This window comes from Streptomyces sp. NBC_01237 (assembly GCF_035917275.1).
Taxonomy (GTDB): Bacteria; Actinomycetota; Actinomycetes; order Streptomycetales; family Streptomycetaceae; genus Streptomyces.
The window spans coordinates 1033842-1058014 of record NZ_CP108508.1; the positions used below are offsets into that span (position 1 = coordinate 1033842).

Here is a 24173-nt window from a genome sequence, read left to right on the forward strand (position 1 = left end):
CCTGGGCACAGGACCCGCCATACCCGCTGGCGCGCCCCTGGCGGTGCTCGCCGCCGAACGCCTGGCCGACGCCCTCGCCGTACCTCCCGTCGTACGGCCGGCCGGACGCCGCACCCTCAGCACCGGCCCCGCCCGCCGGGAGGAACCGTGCGGAGCTGGACGGACGGTGACGGTGGTCCTCTGCACCACCGTCACCGCCTCCATGTGCAAGAGCCGGGCCGGCCGCGCTTCGCCGCTGACCCGAATCCTGGCCGGGCATCTCCTCCGCGGTGCGCGGCCTCCGCAGCGCGGTGGAGAAGGCCGAGCTCGCGTGGGATATCGACAACCAGAAGCTCCGCACCCGGATCCGCACGATCCGGGCTGCGATTGATGAACTCAGGGACGGCGACGAGGAACAGGCGCGCACCAAGGCCGAGTTGGAGGCCGAACTACACGCCACCTCCAAGCACGGCGCCGCCCGACAGCGCCGGCCCGCCCAGAAAGTTCTGTGCGACCTCGGCCTGCTGCCCAACTACGCCCTCATCGACGCCGTGACCACCCTGGACGCCACCGTCTACTGGCCCGAGGGCAAGACGGCCGAGGGACGCGACAACTACAAGTCGAAGTCGTATCGCTATGAGAGACCGCGCGGCTTCGCGCTGTCCGAACTCGCCCCCGGCAACACGTTCTACGCCGAGGACTACAAACACCGCATCACCGGCATCGACATCGTCACCGGCAAGGACCAAGACTGGCGGCACTGGCGGTTCTGCCCCTCCTGCGGCTACGTCCGCACCGAGACGCCGAGAATGACATCTTGCCCTGCCCGCGCTGCGCGGACACCGGCATCGCGGATTCCGGTAGCCTGCGGCAGATCGTAAAGCCGCTCGATCAGCGCCCACAAATCATCGTCCACGCTCCACGGTCGAGTACCCACACCCTCACGAACGGCCAAATCGTCACACCGGTTGCGCCCCACCAGCACACTTCGACAAGATCGTGTTACGAGCTCTTAGCCCGTCGGTAGGAGCAGAGTTGGGCGAGCGGTGAAGCTGTCGGCGCCAGCCCGACCGCCAACCGTTCCGTGGACGCTCGGTCAGAACTGCTCGGCAGTCCCACCAGCACCTCCACCCCCTCTCTCGCCGAGTGCCTGGCATCTGGAGCCAGGCCCCAGGCACTCCGACATACAGCACGTTCGCCCCCTGCCCAAGCCAGGCTGCAACGGACACCCAGGCCCTCAGCTACCCCAAGGTCCGGGCCATTCGCGGACCAAGTCTCACTCGAAGACCACCAAGGAACGTGTTTTCGCTGGTCCCCAGCGGTGCGGGACGTGTACCACCAGCAGACGAAGAATCTGCTGGAACGAACCCACACCGCGCCAAGGATCAGCGCCTTACCAATGACCGCGGCGGCTGAACGACAGAGCTGGTTTCGGTATCGCAGCCCAACCCACCTGCCACACCATGACTCTGAGCGATCACCCCGGGCCCGTCCGAGTTCAACGGAGCGTAGTCAGCACCAAGTCAGCACCAAGTCAGCACGGGACAGGCGAAGAGGGTGATGACGTTGGCCGTCAGTCAGCACCAAACCAGCACGGGAGTCAGCACCACACCGGCAAATCACCCTGAACTACGCGTCCCGGGCGACACCCTTTTCGACCACCCTCACTCCCCTCAACCGCCTTTCCACAAGCTGGCATGGCGGCCGGACGCACAGCGAACCCTCGAACTATGTTGTCCCGCCACATGTGCGCCTGACCTGCAGATTCCTACGGTGTGGCGACACGGAACGTCCCCGCCAACCGTCCGGAAGTGGTGTCCCATGGCCGCCCCCGCAACCTCTCCCCCAACACCCGGCTCCCTCAAGCGAGTCGTCGCCGCCAGCCTCGTCGGCACCACCGTCGAGTGGTACGACTTCTTCCTGTACGGCTCCGCTGCCGCGCTGGTCTTCAACAAGCTGTTCTTCCCCGAATCCGACCCGCTCGTCGGTACCCTCCTCTCCTTCCTCACCTATGCCGTCGGCTTCGCCGCTCGGCCTGTCGGGGCCCTGGTGTTCGGGCACTACGGCGACCGCCTCGGACGCAAGAAGCTGCTGGTGCTCAGTCTGCTGATGATGGGCGGGGCGACGTTCGCCATCGGACTGCTCCCGACCCATGCCACGGTCGGGTCGGCCGCCCCCGTACTGCTCACCGTCCTGCGGCTGGTGCAGGGGTTCGCCCTCGGTGGTGAGTGGGGCGGGGCCGTCTTGCTGGTGTCCGAGCACGGGGATGCGGAGCGGCGCGGATTCTGGGCGTCATGGCCGCAGACCGGTGCTCCGGCCGGGCAGTTGCTCGCCACCGGGGTGCTGTCCGCGCTCACCGCGCTGATGTCGGACTCCGCGTTCCTGGCGTGGGGGTGGCGGATCCCGTTCCTGCTCTCGGGCGTGCTCGTGATTCTCGGCCTGTGGATTCGTCTCTCTGTCGATGAATCCCCTGTTTTCAAGGCCGCGTTGGCGCAGGCCGCCCAGCGCAGGGCGGAGTCCGCCGCGGCGGAGAAGATGCCGCTGGTCGCCGTGTTGCGCCATCACTGGCGGGACGTACTGATCGCCATGGGCGCCCGGATGGCGGAGAACATCAGCTACTACGTCATCACCGCGTTCATCCTCGTGTACGCGACGACCGCCGTCGATCTCAGCAAACAGACGGCACTCAACGCCGTACTCATCGCCTCCGCCGTGCACTTCGCCGTCATTCCGCTGTGGGGCGCCCTGTCGGACCGCATCGGGCGCAAGCCGGTCTATCTGGTCGGGGCGATCGGAGTGGGGCTGTGGATGTTCCCGTTCTTCGCGCTGATCGACACACGGAGCTTCGGGAGTCTGCTGCTCGCCGTCACCGTGGGGCTGATCTTCCACGGCGCGATGTACGCACCGCAGGCGGCGTTCTTCGCCGAGATGTTCGCGACCCGGATGCGGTACTCGGGTGCGTCGATCGGGGCCCAGTTCTCGTCGGTCGCCGCGGGTGCTCCGGCACCACTGATCGCCACCGCGCTGCTCGCCGACTTCGACAGTTCGACGCCGATCGCGCTGTACGTCATCGCCGCGGCACTGCTCACCGTGGTGGCGCTCCTGTGTGCGAAGGAGACCCGGCACCGGGACCTCGCCGACATCGACGCCGAAGCGGCGGAAGGGCGGGAACCGGCCGACCGGGCGGAGCTGCCCGCCGACGCCCGTCCGGTCTGAGACCTCGGGCGGCGGCGGACGGCCGCCTCAGGCGGGGGCGGTGGGCTGGAACCAGGTCGGTCCGTCGGTGAGGGCCTGCTTGATCCGGAAGAGATTGAACTCGGCGAGCGGCGGGAGTGCGTCGACGTCGAACCAGCCCACCTCCAGCGACTCCTCGTCATTGACCCGAGCCTCGCCGCCCGTCGCCCGGCAGCGGAAGGTGATGTCGAGGAACTGGCACCGGTCGCCGTTGCCGTACTGCACCGGCTTCAGCGCCTTGGTGAGCACCACCCGCTCGGCCACGCACTGCACGGCCGTCTCCTCCAGCACCTCGCGTTCGGCCGTCTCCGCGGGCTCCTCCCCCGGCTCGCAGATACCGGCGATGAGCGCCCACTTGCCCGTATCGGCGCGCCGCCCCAGCAGTACTCTGCCGTCGTCGTCGAAGACCACCGCGCTGACCCCCGGCAACAGGAGCAGCTGGTGGCCCGCGGTGGCGCGGATGTCGCGGATGAAGTCGGGAGTAGCCATGCGGCGAGCCTAGAGGGTGTGCCGCACTCCTCGGTGGATCAGCTCCCGGCCCTACGCCTCACCGCGTCGAGCCTGCCGGGCGCGCACCGCGCGGACCGTGACCCAGCCGAGGCCGGCGACGGCGAGCAGGGCGATGACGCCCTCCGGCAGCGGTCCCATCCGGGTGGCGGGCGTCAGCGAGGAGCGCAGCGGCACCTCGTCGACCAGAGCGTCGGGCGTGAACATCTTGGTCTTCCGCACGATCGTGCCGTCCGGCCTGATCACCGCGCTGACCCCGCTGGTGACCGGTACGACGACGGAGCGCCCGTGCTCGACGGCCCGCACCTGGGACATCGCCAGCTGCTGGTAGGTCATCTCGCTGCGTCCGAAGGTCGCGTTGTTGCTCGGTACGGCGATCAGCTGCCCGCCGTGCTTCACGGTGTCGCGTACGGCGTCGTCGAACGCGGCCTCGTAACAGGTGACCAGGCCGACCTTGGTGCCGGCCAGGTCGAAGACACCGACCTTCTCGCCCGGCCCGAAGTCCCGGCGGACGCGGTCGACATCCTTGCTGAAGATCCGGACGAAGGAACGCATCGGCATGTACTCGCCGAACGGCTGGATGTGCCGCTTGTCGTACGTGGCGACGGGGCCCTTGTCCGGGTCCCACTCGATGAGGGTGTTGCGGAGGTTGCCCGAGTCGGGCTCGACCACCGCGCCGACGACCGTGGGCACGCCGATCGCCTTCACGGCGTCATCGATCACGATGCGGGCGTCGGCGTTGCGGTACGGGTCGAGGTCGGAGGAGTTCTCCGGCCACAGCACGAAGTCGGGCTGCGGCACCTTGCCCGCCTTGACCTCCCGGGCCAGCTGTTCCGTGCGCTTGGCGTGATTGTCCAGGACCGCGCGGCGCTGGGAGTTGAAGTCGAGGCCGAGGCGCGGCACGTTGCCCTGGATCGCGGCGACCGTCGCCGTCCCGTCCTCCGCGGAGTCGTCGACCAGTGGCAGAGCGGCGAGTGCCGCCGCGACGGGGACCAGGACGGTCGCCGCCGCGGCGACGACCGCGGCGCGCGGCACCCCGCCGGTGGTGCGACGGGAACGGAACCGGCGTACCGCCTCGAAGAGTCCGAAGCCGCACAGCACCACCGCGAAGGACAGCAGCGGGGTCCCGCCCAGCGCGGCGAGCGGCAGGAACACGCTGTCCGCCTGGCCGAAGGCGATCTTGCCCCAGGGGAAGCCGCCGAACGGCACCCGTGCCCGGACCGCTTCGTCCAGAGTCCAGACCGCGGCCGCCCACACGGGCCAGTACGCGAGCCGGGACACGGCGGCGATCCCGACGCAGCCCACCGCGATGAACAGCGCTTCGGCGGCGGCGAGCGCCAGCCACGGCACCGGGCCGACCTCCTCACCCGTCCAGTGCAGCAGCGGGAGCATGAAACCGAGCCCGGCGAGGAGGCCGAGCCCCAGGGCCGCGCGCAGCCTGCGGCCGAACAGGACCCAGCCGAGCAGTGCGAAACCGGGCAGAACCAGCCACCACAGTGGCCGGGGCGGAAAGCTCGCGTACAGCAGCACACCGGAGAGTGCGGCAGCGAACGGCCGGACGAGCCCCGGCAGCAGCCTGCGGCCGGAGGGCGTGGCGGCGGGCGACGAGTCGTCGACGGTGGTCATGGTGGCGCTCACCTGGCGGAGTCTACGGTGGGCCGCTGTGCGCGGTGGACGTGGCCGGGGCGGGCTTCGGCGGCGGTAGCCGGTGCGCCGTGTGGCCGGTGGAGGTGTGGCCGGTGGCCGGGACGGTGTGTCCGCGGTCGAATCGGCCGGCTCGACATCCCGGGGGGAGGAACGTGCCGGGGCCCGCCGCCCGGCGCGCCTCTTCCTGCCACACCGTTTCTGCGCCATTCCCTCACACCCGCGCCCCATGGCCGGTTACGGTGTGCGCCAGTCCCCTGTCGGCCGGCTTATCCGGCCGTCGTGGCGGGACGGTCATGGTCGGGGGGTCGATCAGGATGACTGCACCTGTGGGCCGGGACAGCACCCGGGAACGCGGCGGCGCGTCCGACGCGGCCGGGGCCGTGATCCTCGCCGCCTGCGCCGTCTGGTCATTGGTGAGCGCCGCGGGCCGGGACACCAGGCCGGAAGGCGTGCTGCTCGCCCTGCTGGCCGTCGCGGCGGGCTTCACCTGCGGCAGGATCTGCGGAACGCTGCTGCCCGTCGCCGCGACCACCGTGGTCTCCGTCGCCGCCCTGGTCATGGGGCTCGGCTCGCGGCACGGTATGCCGGGGGCCACCGCCGCTTCGGACATCGTTCCCGGTCATACCGGTGCCGCCACCGCTCTGATGGTGCTGGCGGCGGGCGCCGCCTGCTGCGCGGCGGCCGCGGCGGGGCGGGCCTCGCTGCGCGTCACCCTGCGGCTGCTGGCCCTCGGTTCCGCGTGTGCCGCACTGACGCTCGGCTCGGCGGTCGGATTCGCCGCGGCGCTCGGGGTGCTGCTCTGTTCGCTGGCCGCGGTCCGGATGCGGCACCGGCTGACCGGTCTGGCCGGGCTGGCCCTGATCGCCGGGCTGATGGCCGGGGCGTCCTGGGCGGTGGCCGAGAACGCCCTGCCGGAAGGGCTCGCGGTCTCCCTGGAGGGGCAGCTCACCCGGAACCGGGTGCTGCTGTGGCGCGACGCGGTGGAGCTGGCACGGGAGAATCCGCTGCTGGGGGTGGGGCCCGACCGGTTCGGAGAGCTGAGCCCCACCGCGCAGGAGACACTGCGCTCCGACGGAAAGCCGCACTCGGCCCCCTTGCAACAGGCCGCCGAACAGGGCGTGGTCGGGGTGGCGCTGCTGGGGGCCGCGTTCGGCTGGCTGTTGTACGTCCTGTGGCGCTCTCCCCGTACGACGGTGGTGGTGCTCACGGCCGGCGCGGCACTGACCGCGCTGGCGGCTCTGGCCGTCGTCGGCAACGCGCTGAGCTTCACTCCGGTGACCGCGGGCGCCGGACTGCTGGCCGGCCTCGCCTCGGCGCGGCGCCCCGTGGGCGAGCCCTCGGACACGGCTACGGATACGGGTGCGGGAGAAGGCGGACTCCGCCTCACCGGACCGCGCGGGGCCGGCAGGGGCCGCGCCGAGGAGGTCAGGCTCCGGCGGCCGGTCCAGGGGCCGGGAGGTGCAGACGGTCGCGGATGAACCGTACGGCCGCCTCCGCGTCGTCCACCGTGACGGTGAAGGTCCGGCCGTCACCGAGTCTGAGCACCAGGCCCTCGCCCTTGCGCACCACCACGGCGGAGCCCTGCTCGGGACGCCAGCGGTAGCCCCAGCCGCCCCACTGCCGCGGATTGACCGTGGGCGCGAACTCCGCGCCGACCACATGGGTGAGCAGGATGCGGCGGCGCGGCAGGCCGGCGTGTCCGCAGCGCACCTCCAGGGCGTCCCCGTCGACCTTGACGGCCACGTGGACGAAGGCGAGCGTCCCGAACAGCATGAGCAGCCCGGCGGCGACGCAGCCGATCACGGACATCAGCAGCGGAACGATGCCGGAGGTCCACGCGGAGTCGACGGCGAGCTGGATGCCCAGCGCCATGCACCCCGCGCCCACGGCCGCGAGCAGCCACTGCACACGATTGGTCGCCCGGCCGGTCCACACCGTGGACGGCGCCTCGGTCGAGCCGTGCCTCGCACTGTCGGGGTGGTGCGTCATGCCAGCAGCGTACTCACGTTCCGCGTCGCCGGGAGGGGGCGAGCGGCCCTGTTTCCCCCGGTCCGGGCGGTCAGTGCGCGGGGCTGACCGCTTTCAGGAGCAGACCCTCCGCATAGGCCATTGCGGGTTCCGGCAGTGCCGCGGCGCGTCCGCTGAGGATGACCGCGAGCGTGCCGGCCGGTTCGGCCGACGGAGCCGGTACGACACCGATGCGGCGCAGCGCCTGGGCGGCGACGGCTCCCGCGGAACCGTGCAGGGCGAGCGGCGGGCGGCCGGGGCGCTGCACTGCGGCGCGGATGCGTTCGGCCACCAGCTCGTAGTGGGTGCAGCCCAGGACGACGGCCCGCACGTCGGGCGGGGTGAGGGCGGCGGCCGCGGCGACGGCGCGGTCGATCGCGGCTTCGTCGGCGTTCTCCACGGCGTCGGCGAGGCCGGGGCACGGGACCTCGGTGACCTGTGCGGAGCTGGCGAACTCCTGGATCAGCCCGCGCTGGTACGGGCTGCCGGTGGTGGCCGGGGTGGCCCAGATGGCTACGGGACCGCCGCCCGCGGCGGCGGGCTTGATGGCGGGGACGGTGCCGATGACCGGCAACGTGGGTTCCAGCTCGGCGCGGAGTGCCGGCAGAGCGTGGACGGAGGCGGTGTTGCAGGCGATGATCAGCGCGTCCGGCCGGTGTTCGGCGGCGGCACGGGCCACGGCCAGCGCGTGCGCCGTGACGTCCTGCGGCGTGCGGGGGCCCCAGGGCATGCTGTCCGGGTCGGAGGAGAGCACCAGGTCGGCGTCGGGCCGCAGACGGCGTACGGCGGCAGCCGTCGGGAGCAGGCCGATTCCGGAGTCCATAAGTGCGATCTTCACCCGGTCACCATAGTCGACAGCCCTTGCGCCCCGGCCGAAGTGGGGCAGACTTCGGCGGATGAGCGCCGTTGCCTGGATCGCCGTGGGTTCGCTGATCGCGTGGGTGTGGCTGCTGCTGGGGCAGGGGTTCTACTGGCGCACCGACCAGCGGCTGCCCCGCCACGCAGAGCCCCCGCGCTGGCCGTCGGTCACCGTCGTCGTGCCCGCGCGCGACGAGGCCGCGATGCTGCCGGTGAGCCTGCCCTCGCTGCTGGCCCAGGACTATCCCGGGGAGGCGGAGATCATCCTGGTGGACGACTGCAGCCGGGACGGTACGGGGCAGGTGGCCCGGGACCTGTCGGTACGGCACGGCGGGCTGCCGCTGACCGTGGTCTCGCCCGGGGAGCCGGAGCCCGGCTGGACGGGCAAGCTGTGGGCGGTGCGGCACGGGATCGCGCTGGCCCGGCAGCGCAAGCCGGAGTTCCTGCTGCTCACGGATGCCGATATCGCGCATGAGCCGGACAGCCTGCGCGATCTCGTGGCCGCGGCCGGTACCGGGGGGCCGGACTCTTTCGACCTGGTCTCCCAGATGGCGCGGCTGCGGGTGGCGAGCGGCTGGGAGCGACTGGTGGTGCCCGCCTTCGTGTACTTCTTCGGGCAGCTCTACCCGTTCCGGCGGGTGAACCGGGCGGGGGCCCGTACGGCGGCCGCGGCGGGTGGCTGTGTGCTGCTGCGCACGGAGGCAGCCGAGCGGGCCCGGATCCCGGAGTCCATCCGGCAGGCGGTGATCGACGATGTGTCGCTGGCCCGTGCGGTGCAGCGCAGCGGTGGCCGGATCTGGCTGGGGCTCGCGGAGCGGGTCGACAGTGTGCGCCCGTACCCGCGGCTCGGGGACCTGTGGCAGATGGTCTCGCGCAGTGCGTACGCGCAGCTGCGGCACAGCCCGCTGCTGCTCGCCGGGACCGTGCCGGGACTCGCGCTCGTCTATCTGGGTCCGCCCGTCACCCTGGTGGCCGGGCTGTTGACGGGTGATCCGGTGGCGGCCTGGGCGGGTGGGGCGGCGTGGGCGGTGATGACGGCGACGTATCTGCCGATGCTGACGTACTACCGGCAGTCGCTGTGGCTCGCGCCGTTGCTGCCGTTCACGGCGGTGCTGTATCTGCTGATGACGGTGGACTCGGCGGTGCAGCACTACCGTGGCCGGGGGGCGGCCTGGAAGGGGCGCACCTACTCACGCCCCGAGGCCACCCCCGACGTGTGACCCGGCCGCCGCGCCCCCGTGCCGTGACCGGCAGGGCGTCTTGCCGGAGGCCCGCCGAGGCCCTGCGCGGGCTCGCCGGCCGGTGTCTACTTGCGGCCCGGGGTCCAGTTCATTCCCCACCCGTACGCGGCGTCGATGGTGCGCTGCGGGCTCACTCCGCGCTCGGGTACGAGATAGCGGGCCTCGCGCCGCACCGTGAGGTCTCCGGCGTTGTTGCTGATCAGCGCGAGCGCGCAGACGGTTGAGGGCACGGTGCATTCGTCGAGGGAGAAGTCGATCGCCGCGCCGTTCCGCGGCTGAAGGGTGACGGTGGCATGGAGATCGGCGAAACTCCGGGCACCTTCGTAGATGGTGACGAAGATCAGAACGCGGCGGATCCGGTCCTTGTGGTCGAGGTTGACGGTGAGGTTCTCACCGGTGGAGACGGCGCCGGTGCGGTCGTCCCCGTCCAGATGGATATAGGGCGGCTGCCGCAGAGAGCCGAAGGCGTTTCCGAGTGACTGTACAACTCCCTTGCTGCCGTCGGTGAGTTCGTAGAGCGCGCAGAGATCGAGATCGAGGTCGGCGTGCATGGCGATGGCCCGGCCGAGTTTGGCGCCCCAGCTCTTGAACTGTTTGCGTACTTCCCAGTTGAGATTGACGCGAAGCTCTCCGGAGGTACCGCCCTGTTTGGCGAGCGAGACGGAAGGGGCGTCCTTCGTCAGCGTGACCTTGGTCAGCCTCACGGGCGGGGCGGCGGGCGGTGCGGGTACGGCGGGCGGTGCGGTGGCCGCGGGCCGGACCACGGGCGGCGGGGACTGCGGCTGTCGCGTCGGCCGTGACGGCTGGGCCTGCGGGGCCTGCTGCGGCTTCTGGGGTTCGTCGACCGAGATCCCGAAGTCCGTGGCGAGGCCCTCGAGTCCGGTGCTGTACCCCTGACCGACGGCACGGAACTTCCAGGCACTCTGACGCAGGTACAGCTCCCCGAGAATGAAGGCGGTCTCGACCGTGGCGTCCGTGCTCTCGAAGCGGGCGATCTCCGCGCCGCTCGCCGTGTCCACGATCCGTACGTACAGACCGCTCACCCGCCCGAAACCGCCGCCGTCCGCCGAAGCCGCGACGACGACACGGTCGATCGCGGGCTCGATCCGCGCGAAGTCGACCGCGAGGGTGTCGGTGACGCTGTCGCCGGTGGTGGCCTTACCCTCGTACCGGACGGCACCGGAGGCGTGCGCGGGCTGGTTGTAAAAGACGAAGTCCGCGTCACTGCGGACCTTTCCCGACACCAGAAGCAGGGCTGACGCATCGACATCCGGGGTCCCCGGAGAGGCCCGCCATCCCAATTCGACCCGCACGGCCTGAGCCGGCACCGGAACATTGGTTCCTTTTAGCATGGTCATGCTCGCTCCCATCACGAGTCGGGCTGCCCGAAAAGCCTTTTCCCGCCAAACCTAATCCCCCGGCCGGCCGGGGCACCCGCCGCCCTCACCGGGACCGGCTCGGCGATCTGCCGGTAACCCCCCGTGAACTCGCCCTTTACACGATCACTACGCCACTGGGCGCCCTTTTTTGCCAAGTTCGCTCGCATTGGGGATCGCGGTTCACGCACAACACGCAAAACAACCCTCTTATCGGGCTCCCCAACCAGCACATCGTGGGCTTAACTTAGGTGGCATGACCTCCCCCCGCTCCACCTACGGCGGCGGCTACTACGCCGCACCGTCGTTCCCCGACACTCCGATCTACGACTCCCTGGTCGCGGAGCGGGGTACCCCTCAGATCGCGCCGATCCGAGTGCCTGCCGCCTACGACACCGGCAACAGCTACCTGCCGGCCCTGCCGTCGGCGTTGCCCGCCCTTCCCGCGGCTCCTTCGCAGCCCACCGGGTCGTACGGCTACCAGCAGCCGATGGCGCCGCAGTATCAGCAGCAGGCACCGGCGCAGCACTCGCCGATGCAGCCCGCTCATCTGCAGCACGCCCCGGCGCCCTACATCCCGCAGCAGCCGGCCCCGGCGCGTGGCTATCAGCAGCAGCCCCCGGCCCGGGGCTATCAGCCCCAGCCCCAGCCCCAGCCGCCGCGGCCCGCACCCGGCACCGGGTACGAGTCGATGCGCCCGGCTTCGCCCCGGCCCGCCCCGGCGCCGTCCCCCTACGAGGACCCGTACAACAACCGCCCGTACCAGGGCCGGGGGTACTGACAGGGGCGACAGGCACCGCCACGGCCACACACGCGCGACGGCACCGTATGCCCGTTCCGGGCCGGTCATGCACGTTCAGGGGTGGCTGGCAGGATGGACGGCATGGCTTCTCCCATGCTCCGGTCCCTCCATGTGCATCCGGTCAAATCACTGGCCGCGTGCGCCCGCGACGAGGTCGTCGTCGAGCCATGGGGACTCGACGGCGACCGGCGCTGGATGCTGATCGACCGCACGGGCAGGGCCGTCACACAACGTCAGCAGCCGCGCATGGGGCAGGTGTCCGCCGCGCTGACCGGGGACGGCGGGGTGACGTTGAGGGCGCCGGGGAGTGCGCCCCTGACCGTGCGGGTGCCCCCGCCCGGCCGCACCCTCACCGCCGAGCTCCACGGGAGCAGGTTCGAGGTCGTTCAGGCCGCCGCCGACGCGCACTCCTGGCTCGGTGATTTCCTCGGTACGCCGGTCCGGCTCGTCCATCTCGACGCGCCGTCGCACCGCAGACTCATCGACCCCGCCTTCGGGCGCCCCGGCGAGACCGTCTCGCTCGCCGACGGGTATCCGCTGCTCCTCACCACCACCGCCTCGCTCGCCGCCCTCAACGTGCTGATCGCCTCGGGCGGCCATCCGGAGGAAGGCCCCCTGCCGATGAACCGGTTCCGGCCGAACGCGGTCGTCGACGGCACCGGTGCCTGGGCGGAGGACGACTGGAAGCGGATCTCCATCGGCGAGGTCCCGTTCCGCGTGGTGAAACCGTGCGGCCGCTGTGTCATCACCACCACCGACCAGCGCACCTCCGAACGCGGAAAGGAACCGCTGCGCACGCTCGCCCGTCATCGTCGGGTGGGGAAGGACCTTCTCTTCGGCCAGAATCTGATCCCCGACGGGACCGGAGTGATCCGGGTCGGGGATCCTGTCCGGATCCTCGACTGACGACAAGGAGTCCGGACCGGGCCGAAGAGCGGGGAACTCGCCCGGACACACCGGACGTTGGAGGAGCGGGATCGCTCTCTCCCCGCTTCCCCGACAGGCGAGACCCGCCGTATCGGGTATCACGGATTCGGTGGGCCACGGATACGGAAGGGGGCGCACGGTGATACGGGCGGTAGCGGGAGTCTGGCGTTGGCGGCACAACCCCCTGCGCCGGTCCACCGATCGCAGCGAGGCATGGCTGGCGTTGACCGCGCTGCTGCTGATCGCGCTGGCGGCGCCGGTGCTCGGCTGGATATGCGGTGCGCTCACCGACGACGCCCTCCAGGAGTCGGTGCGGGCCCAGCAGGCGCACCGGCATCTCACGGCCGCGGTCGTGGTGCGCCGGGCCGCGGCGCCACCGCGCTTCTCCGGGGACCAGGAAAGCTCTTCCGGACGGGCCGCGCAGACCTCGGTGGTGGCCACGTGGAGAGCCCCTGACGGAAGGCCCCGCAAGGGGACGGTGTCCACCGCCTCCAAGGTCGGCGGCCCCGGCTCCCGGGTGCGGATCTGGACCGATGACGCGGGGCGTCCGGCGCTGCGCCCGATGGACCCGCCGACGGCCCACACCCACGCGGTGCTGGCCGGAGTCGGCGTGTTCCTGCTCGCCGCCGGGTTCGTCGAAGCGGGCAGACGGCTGGTCCTCTGGCGCATGACCCGGCGGCGGTACGCACGGCTCGACCGGGCGTGGGCCAGGGCCGGTCCGGACTGGGGCAGGACCGGGACGGGCACCTGACGGACGCCTCTGCCCGTCGTCCCGCACCCGCCACCGGAGACGAAACGGTGAGAGACGGTGCACGCACAGTCATACGGAAAGGCCCGTCGGGCTGATCGACGGCCGACTCGTCAACTCCCGCCCTTCGCGCGCGCTACGGTGGACCGGCCGCCCGCCCCCTCGGCAGGCGGACCCGGTGCTGTCGTCGTCCCATGGCTGTGGCACCGGCACATCGCCCGCCGTACGCGGACGGACCCGGGGGATCGCACACAGCACGAGGTGGGGGCACAGCAGCGCCATGGCACAGGGCTCGGTCCAGGTGACGCACACCGGCACATCTCGATGGCGGCGCCGTACCGGCGAATACGCCTCCCTCTCCGCGGCTCTGGAGGCGGCGGCCGACGGCGACGTCCTCACCGTCGCGCCCGGAACCTACCGGGAGAATCTCGTCGTCCACCGCGCGGTCACGCTGCGCGGTCCCGAGGGCTCGGTCGGCTCCGTGCGGATCGCGCCGGTCGACGGCGTACCGCTGACCGTCAGGGCTTCCGCGATCGTCCAGGATCTGCATGTGGAGGGCCAGGACTCGGCGGCCCCCGCCCTGCTCGTCGAGGACGGTGCGCCCGAGTTCACGGATCTGCGGATCGTGACCCGGTCGGCGGCCGGCATAGAGGTACGGGGCGCCGCCCGGCCCACGGTGCGGCGGTGCACCGTGGACAACCCCGCCGGTGTCGGCATAGCCGTACTGGACGGCGGTGGCGGGGTGTTCGAGGAGTGCGAGGTCGTGTCCGCCGGTCAGTCCGGTGTCGCGGTGCGCGACGGCGGACATCCGCGCCTCGACCGGTGCCGGGTGCATCACGCGTCGGGCGCGGGCCTCAGCGTCACCGGAGAGGGCAGCGGCCTGGAGGCCGTCGGCTGCGAGGTGTACGAGATCAAGGGCAGCGGGGTCCAGATCACCGCCCGCGCCTCCGCGCACCTCACCGACTGCACCGTGCACCGCACATCCGCCGACGGGGTCACGCTCGACACGGACGCGGTGCTGACACTCGCCGACTGCGACATCCATGACATCCCGGAGAACGCGGTGGATCTGCGGTCCCGTTCGGTGCTGACCCTGACCCGGTCCACGGTGCGCCGCTTCGGCCGCAACGGACTCTCGGTCTGGGACCCGGGCACCCGGGTCGACGCCAACCAGTGCGAGATCCACGACAGCACCGGCGACTACCCGGCGGTCTGGGTGAGCGACGGGGCGACGGTCATACTCGACGCCTGCCGCGTCCATGACGTGCCCGACGCGATCTTCGTCCTGGACCGGGGTTCACGGGCCGACGTCGTGGACAGCGATCTCTCCCAGATCCGCAACACCGCGGTCTCGGTGAGCGACGGAGCCACCGCCCAGCTGGACGACTGCCGGATCCGGGAGGCGTCCACGGGTGCGTGGTTCCGCGACCACGGCAGCGGGGGCACGCTGAACAACTGCACCATCGACGCCGCCCAGACCGGAGTCATCGTCACCAAGGGCGCCGACCCGACCATCGAGCGCTGCACGGTCACCTCACCCGCCGAAGCGGGCTTCTACGTCTCCGCCGAGGGGCGCGGCACCTTCCACGGCTGCCGGGTGACGGGCAGCGACGGCTACGGCTTCCATGTGATGGACGGCTGCCGCACCACCCTCACCCGCTGCCGTACCGAACGGTGTGCCCGCGGGGGTTACGAGTTCGCGGAGGGCGGCGCCCCGCACAACGACGGCAACGGCACAGGCCCCGTGGTGGAGGACTGCACCAGCGACGAGAGCGGGCTGCGCGGGGCGGCCGCCGCTCCGGCCCCCGCGGTACTGACGGCGACCCAGGCGACTCCCGGGCTGCTCGGCGCCATGCCGGAGCAGCGCGCGGCCGTGCGGAGCGCACCGGTCCCGGAGCCCGCGGCCGAGCCCGCTCGTGACCCGGGCGCCGTCCTCGGCGAACTGGACGCGCTGGTGGGCCTGGACAGCGTCAAGCGCGAGGTACGGGCCCTCACCGACATGATCGAGGTCGGCAGGCGGCGCCAGGAGGCGGGGCTCAAGGCCGCCTCGGTGCGCCGCCATCTCGTCTTCACCGGCTCCCCCGGTACCGGCAAGACGACGGTGGCCCGGCTGTACGGGGAGATCCTGGCCTCCCTCGGGGTGCTGGAGCGCGGTCACCTCGTGGAGGTGTCCCGGGTCGATCTGGTCGGCGAGCACATCGGCTCGACCGCCATCCGGACCCAGGAGGCGTTCGACCGGGCGCGGGGCGGGGTGCTGTTCGTCGACGAGGCGTACGCGCTCTCGCCCGAGGACTCGGGCCGGGACTTCGGCCGGGAGGCCATCGACACGCTGGTGAAGCTGATGGAGGACCACCGGGACGCGGTCGTGGTGATCGTCGCGGGGTACACCCACGAGATGGAGCGGTTCCTCACCGTCAACCCCGGTGTGGCGTCCCGTTTCTCGCGGACCATCACCTTCAGCGACTATCTCCCCGAGGAGCTGCTGCGGATCGTCGAGCAGCAGGCCGAGGAGCACGAGTACAGCCTGGCGGACGGGACCGGGGAGGCACTGCTCAAGTACTTCACGGCGCTTCCCAAGGGCCCCGCCTTCGGTAACGGCCGCACGGCCCGCCAGACCTTCGAGTCGATGGTGGAGCGGCATGCGGGCCGGGTCGCCCAGCTCGCCGAGACGAGCACGGACGACCTGACCCTGCTCTATCCGGAGGACCTCCCGGAGCTGGTCTGAGTCTCCCCGCCCGTCTGCCGCGGCAGGAGCGGCCCGAGCTGTTCGAGCAGCGCGGCCCGCTCCTGGGCGAAGACCGGGTCGGCCTGGTAGTCGGAATGCCCCAGGATCGGTTCGGGCAGGGGCAGTTCGGGGGTACGCCCGTAGGCCAGCGGGTCCTTCAGCGGTCCTCGGTCGACGTCGGCGCCCGGACTCCCGGCGATGCGGACGGGGCCGCCTATCGGGTCGGTGGGCCGCCACAGATTGCGCCAGCAGTGCACGGAGCGGTGCAGCCCGCGCAGGGGACCGGGACCGAAGTAGGCCGGGAACCACCGTCCGTACAGCCGTTCCAGCGGCGATCCATAGGTGAGCAGGGCGACCCGGTGGCGGGTCTCGTCGGGCAGTTGCCAGACCGCGGAAGCGGCGAGGACGCTGCCCTGGGAGTGGCCGGAGATGACGAGCCGGCCCTGGGGGTTCCCGCCGGTCCAGGCGGTCATCCGGGAGGCCAGGTCGGGGACGGCGCGTTCGGCGTAGCAGGGTGGCGCGAAGGGGTGGGCGGCGCGCGGCCAGAAGGTTCCCACGTCCCAGAGGATGCCGATGGTGCGGCGGGCGGAGGCGTCGCGGTAGGCACGGCGGCCGCAGGCGACGAACAGGATGAAGCCGAAGCCGATCAGCCAGGAGCCGGTCGACTGGGCGGTCTCCGCGAGAGATTCGATGGCGGGAGAGGCGCCGTCCGCCGCCAGCCCCGGCACCTGGCCGCTCGCCCAGGCCCCGGCGACCGCCCCGGCTCCGAGCAGCAGGGTGGCGCCGGAGACCAGGCCGACGATCCAGGGTGCGGAATCGGTGAGCGCGGCAGCGGCCCGGGTCCGCGCGATCCGCCGGGTGCGTCCGGGGTCGGGCCGCTCGACGCCGTACTCCTTCTCGATGACGCTGCCCATGCGGCGGGCGTTGCGCGCGGTGCGGACGACCAGGGCGATCACCGGAACGAGCAGGAGGAGCAGCAGGATCGGGATGATGGATGCCTGCCAGCTGAGCAGTACCGGCGGGCCTTCGATGGCGGCGCCGACGCCCATGCCGGGCGTGCCGGGTCCGTCGAGCCAGTCGGCCACGCGCTGGGCGACCCCGCCGGTCATGACGCCCCCGAGCGCGCAGGCGAGCATCGCGACGGCGGGCCCGCCCAGCCCGTACATGATCGTGCGGGGTTCGGGTGTGCGGCGGTACAGGCTCATGGCCACGACGGCGAGGGCGACGACGAGCGTGCCCTGGCCGAGGGTGAGGGCACGGAAGGCGACCTCGCCGGGCAGGGAGCCCGCGGAGCCCCAGTCGGGGCGCGACCAGGCCGCGTATCCGGCGGCGAGGACGAGCAGGGCGAGCGCGGTGCCGGGCAGGAACGTGATGAGGGCGCTGTCGAGCTTCTTGTCCAGGTGCCGTTCGCTGCGGCCTCGGCTGCACACCACCCAGAGGGCCACCAGGGCGCACAGTGCCAGCGCCGTCCCGAGCAGCCCGCCGAGGACGTTCGGTACGGGGCTGTCGGCGGCCCGGTCGTGGCGGGCGGCGGCCACGGTGAGACAGGCGGCGACGGTGAGGAATCCGGCCGTGGTGTGGGCGGCGCGGAGCCGGGCGACGAGCCTGCGGCCGTACCAGAAGCCGGGCCGGCCGAGGGCGGGGCGGACGGGGTCGGCCGGGGTGTGCGCCCGCGCGTTCGGGGTCTCCTCCTCCGGCTCGGCCCCGTCCAGGGGGCGCTGTGATTCGTACGCGCTCCAGGTGCGGTTGGACAGGTACCACAGCAGTCCCACCAGTGCGGTGGGCACGAGCGCGGCGACCGCGAGGCGGCGTCCCGGCTGGGACCACCAGCCGCCCTGCTCCGTGGACAGGAAGCCCAGCCAGGACCGCCGGTTCGAGCAGTCGGGTACGCCCGCGCACTGCCAGGCCACCAGGTCCAGGGCCACCTCGCAGGCCGCGGCGGTCAGCAGGACGGTGAGACTGAGCGCGACGAGGCGCACCAGCACTCCGTACAGCCGGACGGCGCGGGCGCGGCCGGAGGCGGTGGGCCGCATCCAGTGGGCGAGGTTGACCACCATGAACGGGAGCAGCAGCAGCCACAGGGCGCGGGAGCCGTTGCCGGAGGTGAGGTTGGACCAGCAGTACGCCTCCGCGACGGGTTCCTTCCCGTACCGCTCGGGATGGTGTTCGCCGTCGATGTCCTCGGGGCGCCGGTAGACGGCCGCCGTCGCGTCACCGGTGACCCGGACCGTACGGGGATCGCCGAGCATCTCCTGGGGCGTGGTGCCGCCGACGCCGTGGACGAGCAGTTCGAGCGCTGCCCCGGTGCTCTGCGGGGCCTGGATGGCAGGGGGCAATGGGGTGACTCGCTCTCTGGGGCGCTCGGCCTCACGGCCGACGGGGGGAAAACGGAGGGACGACGGAGGAGAAGCCGTGGGAGGAGTTGGGGCGCGCCGCGCGGGGCCACGGGCCGACGCGCGGTCACCAGAATCCCGGACCCGGGGCGGGTGCGGCAGAGCTCTCACGGAATCTCCCCAGTGACGCGGCCGACATTCCTGCGTGGCAGGATGAGTACGTTCTGCGGGCCGCTGCGGGACGGTACGGCCAGAGGGAAGGACCGGGACCCGGCGTTGAGCGAGAATCAGAATCTGCTCGCGGAGCAGCGGCGTGCCCTGATCCTCGACGAGGTGCGCAGGCGCGGGGGTGTCCGGGTCAATGAGCTGACCCGGAAGCTGAACGTCTCCGATATGACCATCCGCCGGGATCTGGACGCGCTGGCCCGTCAGGGCGTCATCGAGAAGGTGCACGGCGGTGCGGTGCCGGTGGTCGAGGCGAGCACGCACGAGCCCGGGTTCGAGGCGAAGTCGACGCTGGAGCTGCGCGCCAAGGAGGACATCGCACGGGCTGCCGCGGCGATGGCGGTACCGGGCAGTGCGATCGCCCTGTCCGGGGGGACCACCACGTACGCGCTGGCCCAGCATCTGGTGGACGTGCCGGATCTGACGGTGGTGACCAACTCGGTGCGGGTGGCCGATGTGTTCCACGGGGCGCAGCGTCCGGCCTCCGGCGGCGCGGCGCGCGCCGGAGCGGCGACGGTGGTGCTGACCGGTGGGGTACGGACCCCGTCGGATTCCCTGGTCGGTCCGGTCGCCGACCGGGCCATCGCCTCGCTCCACTTCGATGTGCTGTTCCTCGGTGTGCACGGGATCTCGGTCGAGGCCGGTCTGTCGACCCCGAATCTCGCGGAGGCGGAGACGAACCGGCGTTTCGTGCGGGCGGCGCGGCGGGTCGTGGTGGTGGCCGATCACACCAAGTGGGGCACGGTCGGCCTGAGTTCCTTCGCCACGCTGGACGAGGTGGCCGCGTTCGTCACGGACTCGGGCCTGTCGACCGGGGTTCGCGAGGAGATCGAGGAGCATCTGCCGGGTCTCGTGGTGGCGGACGGAACTCCCGACGAGGCGGCCCCGGAGCGCTGATCCGACCGGCGCGCGGGGGCGGTCGGTCTTAGGATCATGTTGTGGCCGTCTTCCGGATCGAGCGATTCACTCCCCTTCCCGCCGCCGAGTCCTGGCGCCGGGTGACCGACTGGGAGCGGCACGCCGCGCATGTCCCGCTCACCTCGGTCACTGTCCCGACGGGCTCTCCGTCCCGGATCGGCACCGTGTTCGTGGCCCGGACGGGGGTGGGTCCGCTGGCCTTCGACGATCCGATGGAAGTGGTGCGGTGGACTCCGCCGTCCGCCGGGCGTGCCGGGGCCTGCCGACTGGAGAAGCGCGGGTCCGTGGTGCTGGGCCGGGCGTCGATCGATGTCCTGCCGACCAATTCCGGGTCCCATGTGGTGTGGGTGGAGGAACTGCGCGTCCGGCTGCTGCCCTCCTGGGGTGATCCGTTGCTCGCCTCGTGCGGTCGGCGGATGTTCGGCGGGGTTCTGGACTCCCTGCTCGACGCGCCGGCGGGCCGGGCCGCCGAGGGGTCCGGGGCCCCCGGCAGGTCCTGACGGGCTGCTGACGGTTCCGGGCCGATCGGCAACGACCGGGCGCACGATTCGGTGCGGGTGATGTGACCGTCACACGATTGACTCGTTTGCCGGTATGACGTTCTCCCCACGTGGCCCCGGAAGGCACCGAACTCATGCCGATCCATCAACCGCAGCAGCGGACCGACCCCACGAGCGAACGCCCCGGCGTCCAGCAGGCCGAGGCCGCGCTCATGGAGCACTACCCGCATCTCGTCCGGCTCGCCTATCTCGTGCTGCCGCCCTCGCTCGGCCGGCACCGCAGGGTCCTCGCCGCCCACGGGGCGGTGCAACGGTCCCTGCCCGCACGGCGGAGTGCCGCACCCGGCCGGGTCCGGGTTCCGGCACAGACACGAGCCCCCGATTCCGGCGAGGGACCGGACGGGCCCCGGGGGGCCGCGTACACCTGGGTGCGGCTACGGGTGCTCCGTGCCGCGCTGGCGTACGAGCGCCGGCCCCGCTGGTGGCCCGGACGCCTTCCCGCGCCGGCCGCCCTGCGCCCCACCGTGCCGTCGGTCCGGGGGCTGCGGCTCTTTCCACGGGCGGGCGGTGTCGACGAACTCGCGCTGGACCGGGCCCTGTCCACGGTGTCGGGAGGGGTACGGGCCGCCTTCGCCCTCCAGTTGCTGGAGGGATTGCCGGAGCCCGAGGTCCGCGCGGTGCTCATCGAGGCCGGGTGGAGCCATGCCGCCGACGCGGTGCGGGCTGCCGGGCGGCTGGGCCGGCCCGACCGCTCGGCGGCCGAGGCGCTGTTGCGATCCGGTGAGTTCGATCCGTGCACGGTGCAGACCCGGCCCAGCGATCTGCTGCGGCGCAGGCACCGGACGCGCGCCGCGGCGGCGCTCGCAGCCCTGTGCGTGGTGGCGGGCACACTCGCCGTGGTGGCCGGGGAGAGTTCCGGCGGCGTGACGGACGGGGCCCTCCAGCGGGCGTCGCCCGTCGCCGCGCTCGATCCCGCGGGGCTGCTGCGCGCGCCGGACGAGGAGTGGGCGGACACCTCGCGGGTGGACTTCACCGCCTGGCCCGCCCGCGGCGACCGGCGCGGCGACCGGGCCCTGCTCGGCCGGGCCCTGCGGGCCTGGGGGCAGCCCCCGCGTGCCCTGCGGGTCTCCACCGCCCCGGGCGCGTCCGACGCGCCCCCCGCCCAGCCACCCCGACTGCTGTACGCGGGCGAGGTGGACGGGGCGGCCGTGGTGCTGCTCCACGACGGCGGCGTACGGGTGATGCGCTATGCCGAACCGCTGTCCGGATCCGGCGCCCCGGCGCTGGACTTCGCACGGGCCGACGACGCCGATGTGACGACGGGGGCGGCCGTGGTCGTCAGCCGGACGGGAGACCGGGCGAGGTTCCTGCTGGCCCCGTGGGTCTCGGAGACCACGACCCGGGACCTGCTCACTCCGGACACCCCGGCCCGCCCCCTGGACGTGGGCGCGGACGGTGTCACCGCTCCGGTGCCCCGTCCCGCGCCCGGCGGCGACTGCGGCTCCTGGCCGGTCATGCAACTGCGGTCCTCGGAAAGCATCGTGGAGAACCACGCCTTCCTCCTGACCGACCTGGGTGATCTCACCCCGGTCCATCTCACGTACACGCCGAAGCCCGGCCGGGGTGCGCCGTCGCGTCAGCCGCGCGAGGCGACGGGCACCGAGGCGTTGCTCGGCTGGGCACGCACCGCGTGTTCGCTGCGCACGTTGCGGGGCACCGGTGTACGCGCCGTGAACAACTGGGAGTTCGCCGAGCAGAAGCTTCCCGAGGGCGGCGCCCGGATGGACTGGGTGTGCACACGGGCCGACACCTGGCAGGGGCCGGGCCGGATCCTGGTCCAGCTGCTCCAGCCGTCCGCCTCCCCCACCGCCCCGGCCGCGGTGGTGGCCGACCGGAGCGACACGGCGCTGTGCAGCCGGTTCGGGCAGCACATTCTGGCGAGCGCCCGCTGGAAGGCACCGTCCGGCCGGTGGTACGTGCTGGCCGCGGGCAGCCGGGCGGTGAACCGCATCGAGGCCGCGGGAGCCGTGCGCGGCAGCGTGCCCGGCACGACGCTCGCGCTGCGGGCGCCGCAGGACGCCGCGGTCGATCTGACGGCCCGGCTGCGGGAGGGCGGGACGATGTCGGCGGTGCGCTGAGGCGGGGCGCGGGTGCGCTTTCACGACAAGGGTCGGCACGGGCAGGGAGCGGGTGCGCGTTCGCGACAAGGGTCGCCACCGGCGAGGAACAGCCCGGCGCGGGCAGGGAGCGGGCTGATCAGCGTATTGGTACAGACATCTGACGTCGTGACCGCTATCGTGTGCGCGGCTCTCCGTCGCCGATCGCCCGGGAGGTGCGTTCCATGGCACGCCGACTCCGTCCCGTGGGCCTGGACTTCACCGAGTCCGCGCCACTGCGCCTGGTCTTCGCCGCCGAGGTGGCCGCGCCTCCCGACGCCGTGTACCGGGCGCTCGCCGAGGATGTCGCGTCCTGGCCGTACTGGTTCACCGCGGTGACCAGGGCCACTCCCACCGGTGCGGGGGCGGGCCGGGAGGTACGGCTCAGGGGCGGCACGGTGTTCCGCGAGACGATCGTCGCGGCGGAACCGGACGTGCGGTACGCCTATCGGGTCGATGAGTCCAACGCCCCCGGACTGCGGGCGCTGTTGGAGGAGTGGCGGCTCACCCCGTCCGCGACCGGGACGCATGTGCAGTGGACGTTCGCCGCTGACGGGACCGCCCCGTTCCGGTTCATCCTGGGGCTGGCGCGGGCGGGGGTGGGGCGCTCGTTCCGCGACGCCGTGCGGCGGCTCGGCGACCGGCTTGCGGGGGCAGCCGCCTGAGCGACGCGCTTCCGTGCGCCGCGCGGCCGCCCGGCGCGCGGGTCCGGGGTCCGGTCAGCCGGGGTCCGTCACACGGGGTCGGCGCACGGGGGCCGGTCGGGCAGGCCGGCCGCACGGGTCCGGTCGGCCGGGTCCGGCGCACGGGGGCAGGTCGGGCAGGTCGGGCAGGTCGGGCGCACGGGGGCCGGTCAGTCGGGCCACTTGCCCGTGCTGAGGAAGCGGTCGACGGTCTCGGTGTACGGGGCGATGTCGAGGCCCTGCTCGCGCAGCCAGCTGTCGGAGTAGTACTTGTCGAGGTAACGGTCCCCCGGGTCGCAGATCAGGGTGACGATACTGCCGGTCCGGCCCTGTTCCACCATCTCGGCGACCAGTTTGAACGCGCTCCACAGACCGGTGCCGGTCGAGCCGCCCGCCTTCCTGCCGATGGCACGTTCCAGGGCGCGCACCGCGGCGACGCTGGCCGCGTCGGGCACCTTCATCATCCGGTCGATGGCGCCCGGCACGAAACTCGGCTCCATCCGGGGCCTGCCGATGCCCTCGATGCGGGAACCGCAGTCGCTGGTGGCCAGCGGATTGTGGTGGGTCCAGCCGTCGAAGAAACAGGAGTTCTCCGGGTCGGGCACGCAGATCCGGGTGTCGTGCTGCATGTAGTGGACGTACCGGGCGATGGTCGCCGAGGTGCCGCCGGTCCCGGCGGTGGCGACGATCCAGGCGGGTTCCGGGTACCGCTCCAGTCGCAGCTGCTGGTAGATCGACTCCGCGATGTTGTTGTTGCCGCGCCAGTCGGTCGCCCGCTCCGCGTAGGTGAACTGGTCCATGTAGTGGCCGCCGGTCTCCGCGGCCAGGGCCGCGGACTCCTCGTACATCTTCCGGGAGTCGTCGACGAAGTGGCACTGCCCGCCGTGGAATTCGATCAGCCGGCACTTCTCCGGACTGGTGGTGCGCGGCATCACCGCGATGAACGGCACACCGATCAGCTTCGCGAAGTAGGCCTCCGAGACGGCCGTCGAGCCGCTGGACGCCTCGATGACCGGCTTGCCCCGGCGGATCCAGCCGTTGCAGAGCCCGTAGAGGAACAGTGACCGGGCCAGCCGGTGCTTGAGGCTGCCGGTGGGGTGCGTCGACTCGTCCTTGAGGTAGAGGTCGATGCCCCACTGCTCGGGCAGGGGGAAGCGCAGCAGATGGGTGTCGGCCGAGCGGTTGGCGTCGGCCTGCACCTTGCGTACGGCTTCCTTGAGCCAGGCCCGGTACTCCGGGTCGCTGCGGTCGATGTCCACGGTCGCCCTGGCCCCACTGTCACGTCCGTGCCCACTGGTGTCCATCAG

At 72.1% G+C, this 24173-nt stretch carries 19 protein-coding genes; 12 read left to right on the top strand and 7 right to left on the bottom strand.

The window, feature by feature from the left end; genetic code table 11:
- Positions 1 to 269: 269 nt before the first annotated feature.
- Positions 270 to 860 carry a hypothetical protein gene (locus tag OG251_RS04615; RefSeq protein WP_326675834.1) on the top strand — a complete coding sequence of 197 codons (591 nt, stop codon included), beginning with the start codon at positions 270 to 272 and terminating at the stop codon, positions 858 to 860.
- Between the two features lie 940 nt (positions 861 to 1800).
- Entirely contained in the window at positions 1801 to 3195 is a 1395-nt protein-coding gene (locus OG251_RS04620) for an MFS transporter (RefSeq protein WP_326675835.1), read from the top strand.
- 27 nt (positions 3196 to 3222) lie between these two features.
- On the opposite strand, the gene OG251_RS04625 is transcribed toward OG251_RS04620, so the two are convergent.
- Both OG251_RS04625 and lnt read right to left on the bottom strand, forming a co-directional pair.
- Complete coding sequence (locus OG251_RS04625; RefSeq protein ID WP_326675837.1) at positions 3223 to 3702, bottom strand: NUDIX hydrolase; 480 nt, start codon at positions 3700 to 3702, stop codon at positions 3223 to 3225.
- A 51-nt stretch (positions 3703 to 3753) separates the two neighbouring features.
- Positions 3754 to 5358 (bottom strand): apolipoprotein N-acyltransferase, encoded by a 1605-nt coding sequence (gene lnt / locus OG251_RS04630; protein WP_326675839.1) that lies wholly within the window; start codon positions 5356 to 5358, stop codon positions 3754 to 3756.
- A gap of 323 nt (positions 5359 to 5681) precedes the next feature.
- Here lnt and OG251_RS04635 point away from each other — a divergent pair, with 323 nt between their 5' ends.
- A complete protein-coding gene (locus tag OG251_RS04635) occupies positions 5682 to 6845 on the top strand; it encodes an O-antigen ligase family protein (protein WP_326675840.1) in 1164 nt (387 codons plus the stop codon).
- Here the strand turns inward: OG251_RS04635 and OG251_RS04640 are convergent.
- Positions 6793 to 7356 carry a hypothetical protein gene (locus tag OG251_RS04640; RefSeq protein ID WP_326675842.1) on the bottom strand — a complete coding sequence of 188 codons (564 nt, stop codon included), beginning with the start codon at positions 7354 to 7356 and terminating at the stop codon, positions 6793 to 6795. The two genes, OG251_RS04635 and OG251_RS04640, sit on opposite strands and share 53 nt — an antisense overlap.
- A 70-nt stretch (positions 7357 to 7426) precedes the next feature.
- Entirely contained in the window at positions 7427 to 8212 is a 786-nt protein-coding gene (locus OG251_RS04645; protein WP_326675843.1) for a glutamate racemase, read from the bottom strand.
- Positions 8213 to 8270: 58 nt separating this feature from the next.
- Here OG251_RS04645 and OG251_RS04650 point away from each other — a divergent pair, with 58 nt between their 5' ends.
- Positions 8271 to 9452 (top strand): glycosyltransferase, encoded by a 1182-nt coding sequence (locus OG251_RS04650; RefSeq protein WP_326675845.1) that lies wholly within the window; start codon positions 8271 to 8273, stop codon positions 9450 to 9452.
- A gap of 86 nt (positions 9453 to 9538) precedes the next feature.
- Here OG251_RS04650 and OG251_RS04655 read toward each other — a convergent pair whose 3' ends face one another.
- Positions 9539 to 10843, bottom strand: a complete 1305-nt coding sequence (locus OG251_RS04655) for a TerD family protein (RefSeq protein ID WP_326675847.1) — start codon at positions 10841 to 10843, stop codon at positions 9539 to 9541.
- Positions 10844 to 11105: 262 nt separating this feature from the next.
- Between OG251_RS04655 and OG251_RS04660 the strand changes: the two genes are divergently transcribed.
- The 4 genes from OG251_RS04660 (at position 11106) to OG251_RS04675 (ending at position 16051) form a co-directional block, all read left to right on the top strand.
- Positions 11106 to 11630, top strand: coding sequence for a DUF6643 family protein (locus OG251_RS04660; protein WP_326675849.1), 525 nt, complete (start codon positions 11106 to 11108; stop codon positions 11628 to 11630).
- Between the two features lie 102 nt (positions 11631 to 11732).
- The gene (locus tag OG251_RS04665) at positions 11733 to 12557 is read left to right on the top strand and encodes an MOSC domain-containing protein (protein ID WP_326675851.1); all 825 of its coding nucleotides are present in this window, start codon (positions 11733 to 11735) and stop codon (positions 12555 to 12557) included.
- Between the two features lie 163 nt (positions 12558 to 12720).
- Complete coding sequence (locus tag OG251_RS04670; protein WP_326681154.1) at positions 12721 to 13329, top strand: Rv1733c family protein; 609 nt, start codon at positions 12721 to 12723, stop codon at positions 13327 to 13329.
- A gap of 277 nt (positions 13330 to 13606) precedes the next feature.
- Positions 13607 to 16051 (top strand): right-handed parallel beta-helix repeat-containing protein, encoded by a 2445-nt coding sequence (locus OG251_RS04675; protein ID WP_326675853.1) that lies wholly within the window; start codon positions 13607 to 13609, stop codon positions 16049 to 16051.
- On the opposite strand, the gene OG251_RS04680 is transcribed toward OG251_RS04675, so the two are convergent.
- Positions 16021 to 18300, bottom strand: a complete 2280-nt coding sequence (locus OG251_RS04680) for a hypothetical protein (RefSeq protein WP_442818411.1) — start codon at positions 18298 to 18300, stop codon at positions 16021 to 16023. The genes OG251_RS04675 and OG251_RS04680 overlap by 31 nt on opposite strands.
- A 360-nt stretch (positions 18301 to 18660) precedes the next feature.
- Between OG251_RS04680 and OG251_RS04685 the strand changes: the two genes are divergently transcribed.
- The 4 genes from OG251_RS04685 (at position 18661) to OG251_RS04700 (ending at position 22848) form a co-directional block, all read left to right on the top strand.
- Positions 18661 to 19506, top strand: a complete 846-nt coding sequence (locus tag OG251_RS04685; protein WP_326675856.1) for a DeoR/GlpR family DNA-binding transcription regulator — start codon at positions 18661 to 18663, stop codon at positions 19504 to 19506.
- A gap of 41 nt (positions 19507 to 19547) precedes the next feature.
- Positions 19548 to 20027: an SRPBCC family protein gene (locus OG251_RS04690; RefSeq protein WP_326675857.1), complete on the top strand. Its 480-nt coding sequence runs from the start codon at positions 19548 to 19550 to the stop codon at positions 20025 to 20027.
- A 134-nt stretch (positions 20028 to 20161) separates the two neighbouring features.
- The gene (locus OG251_RS04695; protein WP_326675859.1) at positions 20162 to 22165 is read left to right on the top strand and encodes a hypothetical protein; all 2004 of its coding nucleotides are present in this window, start codon (positions 20162 to 20164) and stop codon (positions 22163 to 22165) included.
- Positions 22166 to 22368: 203 nt separating this feature from the next.
- Positions 22369 to 22848 carry an SRPBCC family protein gene (locus tag OG251_RS04700; protein ID WP_326675860.1) on the top strand — a complete coding sequence of 160 codons (480 nt, stop codon included), beginning with the start codon at positions 22369 to 22371 and terminating at the stop codon, positions 22846 to 22848.
- Between the two features lie 188 nt (positions 22849 to 23036).
- On the opposite strand, the gene OG251_RS04705 is transcribed toward OG251_RS04700, so the two are convergent.
- Complete coding sequence (locus OG251_RS04705; RefSeq protein ID WP_326675861.1) at positions 23037 to 24170, bottom strand: PLP-dependent cysteine synthase family protein; 1134 nt, start codon at positions 24168 to 24170, stop codon at positions 23037 to 23039.
- Between the last annotated feature and the right edge of the window lie 3 nt (positions 24171 to 24173).

Bases quoted from the DNA above. Each gene is read 5' to 3' on its own strand.
- OG251_RS04650 (WP_326675845.1), top strand. From the start codon at position 8,271: ATGAGCGCCGTTGCCTGGATCGCCGTGGGTTCGCTGATCGCGTGGGTG.
- OG251_RS04620 (WP_326675835.1), top strand. From the start codon at position 1,801: ATGGCCGCCCCCGCAACCTCTCCCCCAACACCCGGCTCCCTCAAGCGA.
- OG251_RS04625 (WP_326675837.1), bottom strand. From the start codon at position 3,702: ATGGCTACTCCCGACTTCATCCGCGACATCCGCGCCACCGCGGGCCAC.
- OG251_RS04680 (WP_442818411.1), bottom strand. From the start codon at position 18,300: ATGCTCGGCGATCCCCGTACGGTCCGGGTCACCGGTGACGCGACGGCG.
- OG251_RS04675 (WP_326675853.1), top strand. From the start codon at position 13,607: ATGGCACAGGGCTCGGTCCAGGTGACGCACACCGGCACATCTCGATGG.
- OG251_RS04695 (WP_326675859.1), top strand. From the start codon at position 20,162: ATGCCGATCCATCAACCGCAGCAGCGGACCGACCCCACGAGCGAACGC.
- OG251_RS04700 (WP_326675860.1), top strand. From the start codon at position 22,369: ATGGCACGCCGACTCCGTCCCGTGGGCCTGGACTTCACCGAGTCCGCG.
- OG251_RS04660 (WP_326675849.1), top strand. From the start codon at position 11,106: ATGACCTCCCCCCGCTCCACCTACGGCGGCGGCTACTACGCCGCACCG.
- OG251_RS04705 (WP_326675861.1), bottom strand. From the start codon at position 24,170: ATGGACACCAGTGGGCACGGACGTGACAGTGGGGCCAGGGCGACCGTG.
- OG251_RS04655 (WP_326675847.1), bottom strand. From the start codon at position 10,843: ATGGGAGCGAGCATGACCATGCTAAAAGGAACCAATGTTCCGGTGCCG.
- OG251_RS04665 (WP_326675851.1), top strand. From the start codon at position 11,733: ATGGCTTCTCCCATGCTCCGGTCCCTCCATGTGCATCCGGTCAAATCA.
- OG251_RS04635 (WP_326675840.1), top strand. From the start codon at position 5,682: ATGACTGCACCTGTGGGCCGGGACAGCACCCGGGAACGCGGCGGCGCG.
- OG251_RS04640 (WP_326675842.1), bottom strand. From the start codon at position 7,356: ATGACGCACCACCCCGACAGTGCGAGGCACGGCTCGACCGAGGCGCCG.